Source organism: Nocardiopsis akebiae (genome assembly GCF_018316795.1).
Lineage (GTDB): Bacteria > Actinomycetota > Actinomycetes > Streptosporangiales > Streptosporangiaceae > Nocardiopsis > Nocardiopsis dassonvillei.
The window spans coordinates 6253863-6266696 of the sequence record NZ_CP074132.1; the positions used below are offsets into that span (position 1 = coordinate 6253863).

Below are 12834 nucleotides of genomic sequence, written 5' to 3' on the forward strand. Positions count from 1 at the left end.
CGGGCGCACCGCCGGTCGGCGCACCGCCGTGGAAGGCCCCTCCGGCCGGGTCGGCGCCGGTCGGGCCGCCCTGGGCGGGGTGGCCCCCCGTGGGGCCGCCTCCTGTGGGGCCGCTCCCCGCGGGGTCGGCACCGGTCGGGCCGGAAGGCGCGGGCCCCGGGGGCGGGAAGCCTCCGCCGGGCGGCTGGGAAGGGTCGGGCGGGGGAGGGGAAGAAGTCATGGAGGACCCTGGAATCAGGAGATGGGGGAGATCCCGCGCGTACGGGACCGAGGGGGCCGTGTACACCCTTCACCGAAGACACTACCCAGGTGCCCCGACATCGGACCCCGCGAGGCGGGCCGCTTCCGGCCATCTCCCCCGTGCGTCACACCACCGGCACCGAGCGGCGCGTCAGCTTCCGGAGAGCGCGCCGCTGCGGTCCCGGGCCGCCTCGATGGCGTCGGTGAAGGCCGTGCGCACGCCGTGCCGCTCCAGCTCGCGCAGCGCGGCGGCGGTGGTGCCGCCCGGCGAGGTGACGGCCTCGCGCAGCACGACCGGGTGCTCACCCGAGCCGTTGAGCATGGCGGCGGCGCCCGTGATGGTCTGTCCGACCAGCTTCTGCGCGGTGGCGCGCGGCATCCCCATCGCCACACCGGCCTCGATCATCGTCTCGGCGATGAAGTAGAAGTAGGCGGGGCCGCTGCCGGAGATGGCGGTGACGGTGTCCATGTGCTGCTCGCCCACGCGGATGACCTCGCCGACCGTGCCCAGCAGCGCCTCGGCGCGGTCCAGGTGGTCCTCGCCGGTGTGCGCTCCGCCCGCGATAGCGGTCATGCCCTGCCCCATCAGGGCGGGCGTGTTGGGCATAGCGCGGACGACGGGGGTCCCGGAGGGCAGGTGCTCCTCCAGGACGGCGGTGGTGATCCCGGCCGCCACGGAGATCACGAGGCAGGAGGAGGACAGGCGCGGCGCCAGGTCGTCCAGCAGCGCCACCATGTCCTGGGGCTTGAGCGCGAGCAGGAGGGTGTCGGCGCGCTTGGCCGCGTCCGCGGCCGGGACCACCTCGATCCCGTAGCGGGCGCGCAGCTCCCCGGCGTGCTCCTCGCGCGGCTCGGTGACGAGGACGTCCTCCGGCGCGTGGCCCGTGGCCAGCATTCCGGCGAGCAGAGCCTCGCCCATCTTCCCGGCACCGATGATGGCGATCATGAAGGTCCTTCCTGCGGATACCCCCACGCTAACGGCACCGGTGACCCCGCGTGGACACCGGATCCCACTGTGTGGACACCCGCCCCTCACCCGGGGTCGACGGTGCCCTCGTCGTCCACGGTGCCGCCCTCGTCGACCGCGAAGCGTCGGGGCGGCGCCGAGGGGGCGCGGCGCAGCAGAGCGATGCGCTCGCGGCGGTCGCGCGGCCGGTCGCCGGGGCCCCCGGTCCGGGCGAAGTGCAGCCGGGTGAAGGCCAGGGCCTCGGCCAGCTCGCGCATGCGCGCCTGGCGGTCGGGGGCCTTGCGGGTGCTGACCTCCAGGACCAGCTGGCCCCCGAAGCCGTTCCCGGCGAGGTACTCCAGCAGCTCGCCCACCGGCTGGCGTCCGCGCCCGGGGATGAGGTGCTCGTCGAGGTTCTGGCCGCCGATGCCGTCGGCCACGTGGATGTGGGAGAGGCGGTCGCCCAGGCGCTTGGCCATGTCCATGGCGTCGGAGCCGGACATGGCGGTGTGCGACAGGTCGAGCGTGACGTCGGGGTAGTCCCGGTCGAGCGGGTTCCAGCTCGGGGCGTAGGGGACGACCTCGCGGTCGCGCACGCGCACCGGGTACATGTTCTCCACGGCGAAGACGACGTCGGTCTCGTCCTGCATGCGGGAGATACCGGCCTCGAACTCGCGGGCGTAGTCGCGCTGCCATCGGAAGGCGGGGTGCACCACGATCGTCTTGGCGCCCAGGGCCTCGGCCATCTCCTTGGAGCGGACGAGTTTGCCCCAGGGCTCCCTGCCCCACACCCGCTGGGTCAGGACCAGGCAGGGCGAGTGGACCGCGGTGACGGGGATCTGGTGGTAGTCCGAGAGGCGCCGCAGGAGGTCGACGTCCTGGCTTGCCGGATCGGAGGAGACGAGCACCTCCACGCCGTCGTACCCCAGCTTCGCGGCGATCTCGAAGGCGGCCGGGGTCTTCTCCGGGTAGACCGACGCCGACGACAGGACGACGGGCGCGTCTGGGACCTGGATAGGGCTCACGCCCACCAGAGTATGCGCTAACACGCCTCTTTTGCGTACCGCCCGCGTGAACGCGGCGTGCCGTTCTCCCCACGCCCTCCCCCCACGGAGGGTGCGGGCGCCGGTCGCTGGGCGGCGGTGGGAGGGCCCGCGGGTGCACCCGCGGAGCCCTGGTTCGTGGTTGCCGACCGCCACGTCGTCGGGGCGGTCGGGCGCGGCCGGGGTCACTCCCCGGGGCGTGTGGGGCGGCCGTCAGCGCGCTGCGCGAGGCCCGCCCGTCTCACAGCCGTACGGCGCCTGCGAGACCGTGCTTGTGGACGTCGCGCTCGCGGACGTGGTCCCCGGAGTTCGGCGCGTCGATCATGCGCCCGTCACCGAGGTAGATGGCGACGTGGTAGGCGTAGCCGCCGCTGTCGGCCCAGTACAGGATGTCGCCCCTGCGGGCGTTGGAGTAGGAGACCCGGGTCCCGGCGCCGACCTGGTCGTGGGCGATGCGGGGCAGTTCCACCCCGGCCTGCTTGTAGGCCCACTGGACGAGTCCCGAGCAGTCGAAGCCGTTGGGGCCGGTGCCTCCCCAGCGGTAGGGGGTGCCCTTCTTGGACTCGGCGGCGTTGATGGCGCCCTCCACCGTCGACGTGGACAGCGACATGTGGACGCGCCGGGGCCCGGCGGAGTCCTGCGCGGTGGGTGCGGCCTGCTGCGCCGGTCGCACCGGCTGCGGGGGCTGGACCGGCTGGGCGGGCGCGGGCGCCGCGCCGGCGGTCAGGGCGGCGGCGGTGAGCGCCGCGACGGCGAGCGCGCGCCCGCCGCTCCTGCGCGGAGGAACGGACGAGGCCTGCCGCCCCGGGTCCGTGGGACGACAGGCCTGCCTTTGCTCGTGGTGTCGCGGTATTCGCATGACGGTGGCTCTCCCGCTCTCGCTCGGAGCGTCGCGGCGCCCGCGTCACTGTGACGCGGATCTCCCTGTCGCGACGCCCTCACCATTCGTCACACAGACCACACGATATGTCACTCTCCGTAGCACGAACGGTCGCCAAAGACGGTAAAGAGTCCTTGACCGTGGAGGGGCGAAAGCACACGGGTCACCATCGAACGGACTCCCCTCCCCGGCGGCCGGTCACCCCGGGCTACGCGGCGTCGTCCACGGGCAAGGGGACCCCCAGTTCGGCTCCCACGAAGTCGGCCGTGGCCTGCATACCGAGGAAGTTCGGGTGCACCGGGGCCCCGTTCTCGGGGATCAGACCCTCCACCCAGCGGGTGTCGGAGGACTGGCAGACGTCGTGGCCGCGCTCGAAGACGTCCACGAAGACCGCGCCCTGGGCCTCGGACTCCTCGGCGATCATCGCGTTCAGCGCGGTCTGCGCCCGGTCCAGGAAGGGCACGTCGCCCCACGCGATGGGCGTGCTCGGCCAGCAGCCCCTGCTCTCGGGCAGGATCTGGAGGTAGCCCACGGCAAGGACCGTGGCGTCGGGGCTGCGCTCGGCGATGTCGGCGTAGACACCCGCGACCTCCGGGCGCAGGTCCTCGATGCGCTGGTCGAGCTCGTCGCCGTAGTGCTCGGCGCACGGGTCGCCCAGCGGGTTGCCCAGGCTCTGCTTGGCGCACTCCAGGAGCACCTCGGAGAAGCCGAAGTCGTTGCCCGAGATCCCGACCGTGACCAGGTCGGTCTCCGGGGTCAGGGCGTCGAGCTGGGGCGGCGTGTCGTCGAACTGGGGCTCGTAGAGGTCGTTGACGACCGCGCCCGAGCAGCTGGCGTCCGTGAAGTCGGTGATGCCCATCCGCTCGGCGAGCATCGTGGGGTAGTTGTTGGACGTGCGCAGGCAGCCCAGCAGCGGCATGCTGCTGCTGACCCTCTCCTCCCTGATGAGCGGACCGGCGACGAAGGAGTCGCCGAGGGAGACGTAACTGTCGAAGGCGGGCGCCTGCGCGGTCTCGGCGGCGGCGGGCGCGGCGACCAGGGACGCGCTCAGCGCGGCGACGGCCACGGGGACCAGGGCACGTCGCGGGGATCGGGGCGCGGCGGTGGCGGATGTACGGGGCACGCGGGTTTCCTCTCCATGGAGCGGGGGCGTTGGAGCTGTCGGACCCTAGGAATTCTTTAACACGGCCTACGGGATAAGGTGCCTAACTCGTAGGTAACTTTCATGTGTCTCCGAAAGGTCCCTTTACTCCTCGCGGCGGGGTTGTCCCAGGAAGCCGCTAGCGTGGCCACCATGGCGAAGGCAGCGAAGACCACGTTCCGGTGCGCGGAGTGCGGATGGAGCACCCTCAAGTGGGTGGGCCGCTGCGGCGAGTGCCAGGCCTGGGGCACGGTCGAGGAGGCGGGCGCCCCCGCGCCCTCCGCCGTCGCGCCCGCGCCCGTCACCTCCCGGGCCCGGCCCATCACCGAGATCAGCGTGGAGAGCGCCGAGGCCGTCCCCACCGGCGTCGACGAACTCGACCGGGTCCTCGGCGGCGGCGCGGTCCCGGGCGGCGTGGTGCTGCTCGCCGGTGAGCCCGGCGTGGGCAAGTCCACCCTCCTGCTGGAGGTCGCCGCGATGCGCGCGGCCGAGGGCCCCGTGCTGTACGTGACCGGCGAGGAGTCGGCCGGGCAGGTGCGGCTGCGCGCCGAGCGGCTCGGCGCGCTCTCCGACAAGCTCTACCTGGCCGCCGAGACCTCCATCGCCGCCCTGGCCAGCCACGTGGACGCGGTCGGCCCCCGGCTGCTCATCGTGGACTCGGTGCAGACCATGGTCTCCCCCGACGCCACCGGCGTCCCGGGCGGCGTCACCCAGATCCGCCAGGTGACCGGCGCGCTGATCCAGATCGCCAAGGAGCGCGGTATCGCCACCGTGCTCGTCGGACACGTCACCAAGGACGGGTCCATCGCCGGTCCGCGGATGCTGGAGCACCTGGTGGACGTGGTGCTGCACTTCGAGGGCGAGCGCCACTCCCAGCTGCGGCTGCTGCGCGCGGTCAAGAACCGCTACGGGCCCACCGACGAGATCGGCTGCTTCGAGCTGACCGAGTCCGGCATCGTCGGCCTGCCCGACCCGAGCGGGCTGTTCCTCACCGAGCGCACCGACCCGGTGCCGGGCACGTGCGTCACCGTCACCCTGGAGGGGCGGCGTCCGCTCATCACCGAGGTCCAGGCCCTGGTCGCGCCGACCCCGCTGCCCGCGCCGCGCCGGGCCACCTCGGGCCTGGACACCTCGCGGGTGAACATGATCCTGGCGGTGCTGGAGAAGCGCACGGGCATGAAGCTGGCCAACATGGACGTGTACGCGTCCACGGTGGGCGGCGTGAAGCTCACCGAGCCCGCCGTGGACCTGGCGCTGGCCATGGCGGCGGCCAGCTCCAACAACGACGTCGCGCTGCCCGTCGGCTTCATCGCGATCGGCGAGGTGGGCCTGGCGGGCGACGTGCGCACCGTGAGCGGCGTGCGGCGCCGGGTGGCGGAGGCCCAGCGCCTCGGCTTCACCGAGGCGGTCGTGCCCAAGCACTTCGGCGACCCGGTGCCGGGCATCCGCGTCCACGAGGTGGAGGAGCTGAGCGAGGCCCTGAGCCGGGTGGCGCGGCGGTCGCGGCGGGCCCGCGCCCCCCGGGACGGCGACTGAGCGCGGAACCCCCTGCGGACCGGCGCGTCAGAAGTCGAAGACCGCGCCCTTCTCGCTCACGAGCACGCACTCGTTGGAGAACTCCTCGCGGTAGTCCTCGGTGCCGTAGGCCACGGCGACCACCGGGTCGTAGACGAACGTGCAGGGGCGCTCCTGGCCCTCGACCGCCGCCAGCGAACCGGCCTCGGCGATGGCCTCGCAGGCCTCGGCCGCTCTGGGGTGGGTGCCCGCGGCGACGGGCGCGCACACCAGCGTGGCCTCGCGCGTCTCACCGGTGGTGAGGCCGTGGACGCGCAGGATGTAACCGTTCTCACCGGCCTGCGCGGCCTCGGCGGCGTGCGCGGGCGCGGTGAGCGCCAGCGCGAGGACGGGAGCGGCGGCCAGGGCCGGGACGATGCGATTCACGACAGCCTCCAGGGACGTGCGGATTCCAGACAGCACGGATGGTAATCGAACCATTACGCGAAGCTGTCGCTTTTCCGCGAGGTCGCCGGAATTTCCCTGCGACGGGGTTGCGGCCCGACCCGAATCTCGGGCGATAAACAGAGAATGAGGTGTTATGACGGATTTCCAGTCACTCCTGCGAGGGCACCCCCGCCAGGTGCCCCACGAGCCCGTAGCCGTCGGGTCGCAGGTCTCCCCAGGAGTCGGCCGTCCAGCGGCTGACCGAGGCCGCCGCCGCGGGCTCCCGCCCGCCCACCCGCCGCGCCTCGGACTCCTCCAGGCCCTCCAGGACGCTCCGGAGCAGGACCACGACGGGCTCGTGCGCGAACAGCAGCACCCGCTCACCCGCGTACTCCGCGCACAGGTCGCGCAGGAACGAGCGCAGCCGCAGCAGGACGTCGGCCGGGGACTCGCCGCGCTCGGGACGGTGGTACGTCCGGTCGGCCAGGCGCCGGGGCGCCTCGCCGGGGTCGTACTCGTCGACCATGGCCGGGGTCATGAACGTGAAGGGACCGCCGTCGAGGTCGCGCAGCCGCTCGTCCGGGTGCACGGGCAGGTCCATCCCGGCCGCCTCCAGCGCCAGCGCGGCGGTGCGGCGGGCGCGCAGGTAGGTGGAGGAGAACACGACGCCGGGCCGCCGACCGCCGGGCAGGCCCGCCAGCCAGCCCGTGCCCACGGCGCGGGCCTGGCGCTCCCCCAGCGCGGTGAGGTCCACGTCGGCGTTGCGCGCGGGCAGGCCGGCCGCGTCCAGGCGTCCGCCGTCGCGCGCGGCGGCGGCCAGGGCGGCGTTGAACGCGCTCTGTCCGTGGCGGACGACCGTCAGTTCCGCGGGACCGCGGTAGCGCACGGGGGCTCCTTCGGGGGACGAGAGCGGGCACTCCCGTGGGGAGCGCCCGCTTGGGAGCGCTCCCAACTGCAGGAAGGCTACCCCCGAACCCCGATGGCGTAAAGGGGGCCTCCACGCCGCGGCGTCTCCACCGGGCGGCACCCGCGCTGCGGGGCCGGGGAGGCGCACGCCCCCGGCCCCGTGTCGTGCGTCCGCTCAGGCCTTGAGCTGGAAGGGGAGCTCGGGCTGGTCCCCGGCGTAGTCCCCGTGCAGGTTGGCCCGGTACCAGCCGGGCTGGGCGGAGGCGTCGGTGCCGCGGCAGTCCTCGAAGGAGCGCATCCGCTCCCAGGTGAACGTGTACTCGTGCGGGACGCCCCTGCTGATCTGGCGCTTCTCCGCGCTCCGGCCCTCCGCGCAGTCGGCGGTGGAGAAGATCCGGTCGTCGCCCGAGTGGATGCGGATCTCCATGGCCTCGCCGCCCATGTCCACGGTGCAGGTCTGCTCGGCGGTGTTGACCACGGTGATCTTGAAGCCCGGGTCGGCGCCGGCTCCGTAGACCTCCTGGTCCTCCTCCGCGTACTCGAAGGTCACCACGACGTCCTGCGGGCGGCAGGCGTCCTCGGGGCGCTCCGGAGCGGGCACCTCGCCGCCCTCCCCGCCCCCGGCGGAGTCGCCGTCGCCGTCGCCGGCCGCGGAGCCGCCGGAGCCCTCGGAGTCCTCAGCGCCCTCGGAGGGGTCGGCGCTCTCCCGCGCCCCCTCGGAAGGATCGGCCTCGGGTTCCCCGCTCGCGTCCGCGGAGGGCTCCGTGGGTGAGACACTGGGGGAGGCCTCGATGCCCGCGTCCGAGCGGGTCGGCTCGCCGCTATCCTCCCCGGAGGGACGGCAGGCGTACGCGATGAGCGCGAGCAACAACAGGGCCCCGGCCAGCACGAAGGCTCGCCGCTTCCAGTAGGTCTCGCGGCTGACGGCTCCTGGTTGTCCGGTACTTGACGCCATGCGCCGTAGTATTGCGGTTTTGCGTGTACCTCACCTACTCAACCCGCCGATTCCCAGTTAAAGATGAGCGATAACCCTTACAGCACCCCGGTTCTGGCGTGGTACGAGAGCCACGCCCGCGACCTCCCCTGGCGACGGCCCGACGCCTCGCCGTGGTCGATCCTGGTCAGCGAGATCATGCTCCAGCAGACACCCGTGGTGCGCGTCCTGCCCGCCTGGAGCGCCTGGATGGAGCGGTGGCCCACCCCGGCCGACCTGGCGCGGGAGCCCTCCGGGGAGGCTGTGCGCATGTGGAACCGGCTCGGCTACCCGCGCAGGGCGCTGCGCCTGCACGCGTGCGCGGTGGCGATCACCGGGGAACACGGCGGGCGGGTCCCGGAGGACCACGCCACCCTGCTGTCCCTGCCGGGCGTGGGCTCCTACACCGCGGCGGCGGTGGCGAGCTTCGCCTTCGGTCAGCGGCACGCCATTCTGGACACGAACGTTCGACGTGTCCTGGCAAGAGCCGAAACCGGGGTCCAGTACCCGCCGAAAACCCAGACGAAGGCGGAGACCGCCCTCGCCGAGTCCCTGCTGCCGTCCGCGCCCTCGGTGGCCGCCCGCTGGGGCGTGGCCGTCATGGAGCTGGGGGCGCTGGTGTGCACCGCGCGCACGCCCGCGTGCGCGGACTGCCCGATCGCCCACCAGTGCGCCTGGCGGCTCGCGGGCAAGCCCGCCTACGACGGTCCGCCCCGGCGCGGCCAGACCTACGCGGGCACCGACCGGCAGGTGCGCGGTCGGCTGCTGGCGGTGCTGCGCGACTCCGCCCACCCGGTGCCCAAGGGCGCGCTGGACGTGGTCTGGGACGACCACGTCCAGCGCGAGCGGGCCCTGGACGCGCTGGTGTCCGACGGCCTGGTGGACCCCCTGGACGACGGGCGGTACGCCCTGCCGGGCTGAGCGCGCCCCGGCCGGGGGAGGCCGGGCACCGCACGGCGTCCGCAGGGGGCGCGGTCGGACGGCGCGGCGGGAGGAGCGCGGTACTCAGGTCCGCGGGCCGGAGTACCGCGCCGCGGCGGTCCCGGTCTCCCCCGCGGGGTCGGACTCGGTGCCGGAGTGGCCGTCGCTGCACGGCGCGCCCGGCTCGGGGGTGTTCTCGCCCTGGACGAACTCCACGAGGTACTCCGCCAGGCGCGGGTCCGCGGGGTCCTCCAGCAGGATCTGGGAGCCCCAGGCCGACGCCACCACCGGGGAGGGCAGGCCCTCCACGGGGCTGACCACCAGGTAGTCGCCGGGCGAGTAGTACCCGGTCAGGGTCTGGACCTGCGCCTGGGAGAGCCCGGGGTCGTAGGCGATCCACACTGCGCCGTGCTCCTGGGCGTGCACGACGTACTCCGAGCGCAGGGGCTGGTCGTAGACGCCGCAGTTCTGCCAGATCGGGTAGTGCGGCCCGCCCGCGGGCGGGAACATCCCGTAGTCGACGGTCTCGCCCTCGTCCACGTGTTCGCTGGACAGGCCCTCGTAGTACCGCACCTCGCCGATGCCCTCGGCGGAGGCGCCGCCGCCACCGCCGGAGAACAGCCACACCGCGGCGATCCCGCCGCCCAGCATGAGCACGGCGACCAGGGCCACGGCCCCGATGATCAGGCCGGTCCCGCCCTTCCCGCGCGGCTGGGGCCGGGGCGGGTACGGGCCGGGCGGACCGTAGGGCCCCTGGGGTCCGTGGGGGCCCTGGGGTCCGTGGGGGCCCTGGGGTCCGTGGGGGCCCTGGGGTCCGTGGGGGCCCTGGGGTCCGTGGGGGCCCTGGGGTCCGGGCGGACCGCCGTGGGGACCCTGCGGCCCCGTGGGCGGCGGCGAGCCCGGGGGGACCTGCCCCGGAGGAGGCGGACCACCGGCCGGGGGCTGGCCGCCGGGCGGAACCGCGCCGTGGTGTCCTGGGGGCGCCTCACCCGGCCGGGGACCGTGCGGAGCGGGTCCGGGCTGCGGCTGCCGCGCCTGCCACGGATCGTGCTGTCGGGGATCTGGATGAGTCACGTTCGCACCTTAGAACATGGCGGGCGGACGCACACCCCGCGGCCGACGCGCGGCGTCGGCCCCGCGCGTCCCGCCCCCGCACGACGAAGGGGGCACCCCCGAAGGGGTGCCCCCGATGCCACGGGCGGCCGGGCGGTGCTACTCCCGCTTGCCCGCGGCCGACTCCTCGACCTCGGGCGTGTCCGGCACCGCGGCCGGCTTGGGCACGCCCTTGAAGGTGAACTTGGCGTCCGTGCCCTCGCCCTCGGCGTCGATCACCACGATCTGACCCGCCTTGAGGTCGCCGAACAGGATCTTCTCGGACAGCTGGTCCTCGATCTCCCGCTGGATCGTCCGGCGCAGCGGACGGGCGCCCAGCACGGGGTCGAACCCGCGCTCGGACAGGATCTGCTTGGCCTTGGGCCGCAGCTCGATCCCCATGTCCCGCTCCTTGAGACGGCTGTCCAGGCTCGTGATCATCAGATCCACGATCTGGAAGATCTCCTTCTCCGTCAGCTGGTGGAAGACGATGATGTCGTCCACACGGTTGAGGAACTCGGGCCGGAAGTTGGTCTTGAGCTCCTCGCTGACCTTGGCCTTCATCCGCTCGTAGTTGGTCTGGGCGTCGTCCTCCTTGGCGAAGCCCATGGCCTGGCCCTTGGAGATGTCCCGGGTGCCCAGGTTGGTCGTCATGATGATGACCGTGTTCTTGAAGTCGACGTTGCGACCCTGGGCGTCGGTGAGACGTCCCTCCTCCAGCACCTGGAGCAGCGAGTTGAAGATGTCGTTGTGGGCCTTCTCGATCTCGTCGAAGAGCACCACGGAGAACGGCTTGCGGCGCACCTTCTCGGTGAGCTGGCCGCCCTCCTCGTAGCCCACGTACCCGGGCGGGGAGCCGAACAGCCGCGAGACGGTGTGCTTCTCCATGAACTCGGACATGTCCAGCTGGATCAGCGCGTCCTCGTCCCCGAACAGGAACTCGGCCAGCGTCTTGGACAGCTCGGTCTTACCCACACCGGACGGACCGGCGAAGATGAACGAACCACCCGGGCGCTTGGGGTCCTTGAGCCCGGCGCGGGTACGGCGGATCGCCTGGGAGAGCGCCTTGATGGCGTCCTCCTGGCCGATGACGCGCCGGTGCAGCTCGTCCTCCATGCGCAGCAGCCGGGAGGACTCCTCCTCGGTGAGCTTGAAGACCGGGATGCCGGTGGAGGCGGCCAGGACCTCGGCGATGAGCTCCTCGTCCACCTCGGCCACGACGTCCATGTCGCCGGCCTTCCACTCCTTCTCCCGCTGCGCCTTCTTGCCCAGGAGCTGCTTCTCGTCGTCGCGCAGCGACGCCGCCTTCTCGAAGTCCTGCGCGTCGATCGCGGACTCCTTGTCGCGGCGCACACCGGCGATCTTCTCGTCGAACTCGCGCAGGTCCGGCGGAGCGGTCATCCGGCGGATGCGCATCCGCGATCCCGCCTCGTCGATGAGGTCGATCGCCTTGTCCGGCAGGAACCGGTCGCTGATGTAGCGGTCGGCCAGCTGCGCGGCGGCCACCAGCGCGCTGTCGGTGATGGAGACCCGGTGGTGGGCCTCGTAGCGGTCGCGCAGGCCCTTGAGGATCTCGATGGCGTGCGTGATGGTCGGCTCGTCCACCTGGATGGGCTGGAAGCGGCGCTCCAGCGCGGCGTCCTTCTCCAGGTACTTGCGGTACTCGTCCAGCGTGGTCGCGCCGATGGTCTGCAGCTCACCCCGGGCCAGCATGGGCTTGAGGATGGAGGCGGCGTCTATGGCGCCCTCCGCCGCGCCCGCTCCGACCAGCGTGTGCAGCTCGTCGATGAACAGGATGATGTCGCCGCGGGTGCGGATCTCCTTGAGCACCTTCTTGAGGCGCTCCTCGAAGTCACCGCGGTAGCGGCTGCCCGCGACCAGCGCGCCCAGGTCCAGCGTGTAGAGCTGCTTGTCCTTGAGCGTCTCCGGGATCTCGCCCTTGACGATCTTCTGGGCCAGGCCCTCGACCACGGCCGTCTTGCCGACGCCGGGCTCACCGATCAGGACCGGGTTGTTCTTGGTCCTGCGGGACAGGACCTGCATGACCCGCTCGATCTCCTTGTCCCTGCCGATGACCGGGTCGAGCTTGCTCTCCCGGGCGGCCTGGGTCAGGTTGCGGCCGAACTGGTCCAGCACCAGCGAGGTGGAGGGGGTGGACTCCGACGAGGCACCGGTGGCCTGCGGCTCCTTGCCCTGGTAGCCGTGCAGCAGCTGGATGACCTGCTGGCGCACGCGGTTGAGGTCCGCGCCCAGCTTGACCAGGACCTGGGCGGCGACGCCCTCGCCCTCGCGGATCAGGCCCAGCAGTATGTGCTCGGTACCGATGTAGTTGTGGCCCAGCTGAAGCGCCTCGCGCAGCGACAGCTCCAGGACCTTCTTGGCCCTCGGGGTGAACGGGATGTGCCCCGACGGGGCCTGCTGCCCCTGGCCGATGATCTCCTCAACCTGCTGCCGAACCGCTTCGAGGCTGATACCAAGGCTCTCCAGAGCCTTGGCGGCGACGCCCTCACCCTCGTGGATGAGACCGAGCAGGATGTGCTCCGTACCGATGTAGTTGTGGTTGAGCATCCTGGCCTCTTCCTGGGCCAGAACCACCACTCGCCGCGCGCGGTCGGTAAACCTCTCGAACATGTCTCGTCGCTCCTCTACAGAGCGGTCAGGCAGGGACGGTTCACTCCGACCCAACTCTTCCGCATATCGGCCCCACAGGGATGAACCGCCCCGGGGAGCGCTGTCGCACCCGTCCGTACG

General features: G+C 72.5%; 11 protein-coding genes. 2 read left to right on the plus strand and 9 right to left on the minus strand.

All coding sequences use genetic code 11. The features are described from left to right. Positions 1–391: 391 nt before the first annotated feature. From proC to KGD83_RS26800, 4 genes are all read right to left on the minus strand, one after another. Positions 392–1186 carry a pyrroline-5-carboxylate reductase gene (gene proC / locus KGD83_RS26785; protein WP_212641694.1) on the minus strand — a complete coding sequence of 265 codons (795 nt, stop codon included), beginning with the start codon at positions 1184–1186 and terminating at the stop codon, positions 392–394. A gap of 86 nt (positions 1187–1272) precedes the next feature. Next, a complete protein-coding gene (locus tag KGD83_RS26790; protein ID WP_212641695.1) occupies positions 1273–2211 on the minus strand; it encodes a sugar phosphate isomerase/epimerase family protein in 939 nt (312 codons plus the stop codon). A 259-nt stretch (positions 2212–2470) separates the two neighbouring features. Further along, entirely contained in the window at positions 2471–3088 is a 618-nt protein-coding gene (locus tag KGD83_RS26795) for a C40 family peptidase (RefSeq protein ID WP_212641696.1), read from the minus strand. 229 nt (positions 3089–3317) lie between these two features. After that, positions 3318–4232, minus strand: coding sequence for an SGNH/GDSL hydrolase family protein (locus KGD83_RS26800; RefSeq protein WP_212641697.1), 915 nt, complete (start codon positions 4230–4232; stop codon positions 3318–3320). Positions 4233–4403: 171 nt separating this feature from the next. Between KGD83_RS26800 and radA the strand changes: the two genes are divergently transcribed. Further along, on the plus strand, positions 4404–5786 hold the full coding sequence (gene radA / locus KGD83_RS26805) for a DNA repair protein RadA (RefSeq protein ID WP_212641698.1): 1383 nt from the start codon (positions 4404–4406) through the stop codon (positions 5784–5786). A 27-nt stretch (positions 5787–5813) separates the two neighbouring features. Here radA and KGD83_RS26810 read toward each other — a convergent pair whose 3' ends face one another. The 3 genes from KGD83_RS26810 to KGD83_RS26820 form a co-directional block, all read right to left on the minus strand. Beyond that, a complete protein-coding gene (locus tag KGD83_RS26810) occupies positions 5814–6191 on the minus strand; it encodes an SSI family serine proteinase inhibitor (protein ID WP_212641699.1) in 378 nt (125 codons plus the stop codon). 169 nt (positions 6192–6360) lie between these two features. Further along, positions 6361–7077, minus strand: coding sequence for a histidine phosphatase family protein (locus tag KGD83_RS26815; RefSeq protein ID WP_212641700.1), 717 nt, complete (start codon positions 7075–7077; stop codon positions 6361–6363). Positions 7078–7272: 195 nt separating this feature from the next. Next, complete coding sequence (locus tag KGD83_RS26820) at positions 7273–7986, minus strand: hypothetical protein (protein ID WP_212644622.1); 714 nt, start codon at positions 7984–7986, stop codon at positions 7273–7275. 129 nt (positions 7987–8115) lie between these two features. Here KGD83_RS26820 and KGD83_RS26825 point away from each other — a divergent pair, with 129 nt between their 5' ends. Continuing rightward, positions 8116–8991 (plus strand): A/G-specific adenine glycosylase, encoded by an 876-nt coding sequence (locus KGD83_RS26825; RefSeq protein WP_212641701.1) that lies wholly within the window; start codon positions 8116–8118, stop codon positions 8989–8991. 84 nt (positions 8992–9075) lie between these two features. Here the strand turns inward: KGD83_RS26825 and KGD83_RS26830 are convergent, their stop codons facing one another. Further along, positions 9076–9663, minus strand: a complete 588-nt coding sequence (locus KGD83_RS26830; RefSeq protein WP_249352039.1) for a DUF3105 domain-containing protein — start codon at positions 9661–9663, stop codon at positions 9076–9078. 540 nt (positions 9664–10203) lie between these two features. Next, on the minus strand, positions 10204–12714 hold the full coding sequence (locus KGD83_RS26835) for an ATP-dependent Clp protease ATP-binding subunit (RefSeq protein WP_082166905.1): 2511 nt from the start codon (positions 12712–12714) through the stop codon (positions 10204–10206). Between the last annotated feature and the right edge of the window lie 120 nt (positions 12715–12834).

Excerpts from the sequence above, each read along its gene's own strand:
- proC (WP_212641694.1), bottom strand. The coding sequence starts at position 1,186 with ATGATCGCCATCATCGGTGCCGGGAAGATGGGCGAGGCTCTGCTCGCC.
- KGD83_RS26795 (WP_212641696.1), bottom strand. The coding sequence starts at position 3,088 with ATGCGAATACCGCGACACCACGAGCAAAGGCAGGCCTGTCGTCCCACG.
- radA (WP_212641698.1), top strand. The coding sequence starts at position 4,404 with ATGGCGAAGGCAGCGAAGACCACGTTCCGGTGCGCGGAGTGCGGATGG.
- KGD83_RS26825 (WP_212641701.1), top strand. The coding sequence starts at position 8,116 with ATGAGCGATAACCCTTACAGCACCCCGGTTCTGGCGTGGTACGAGAGC.
- KGD83_RS26835 (WP_082166905.1), bottom strand. The coding sequence starts at position 12,714 with ATGTTCGAGAGGTTTACCGACCGCGCGCGGCGAGTGGTGGTTCTGGCC.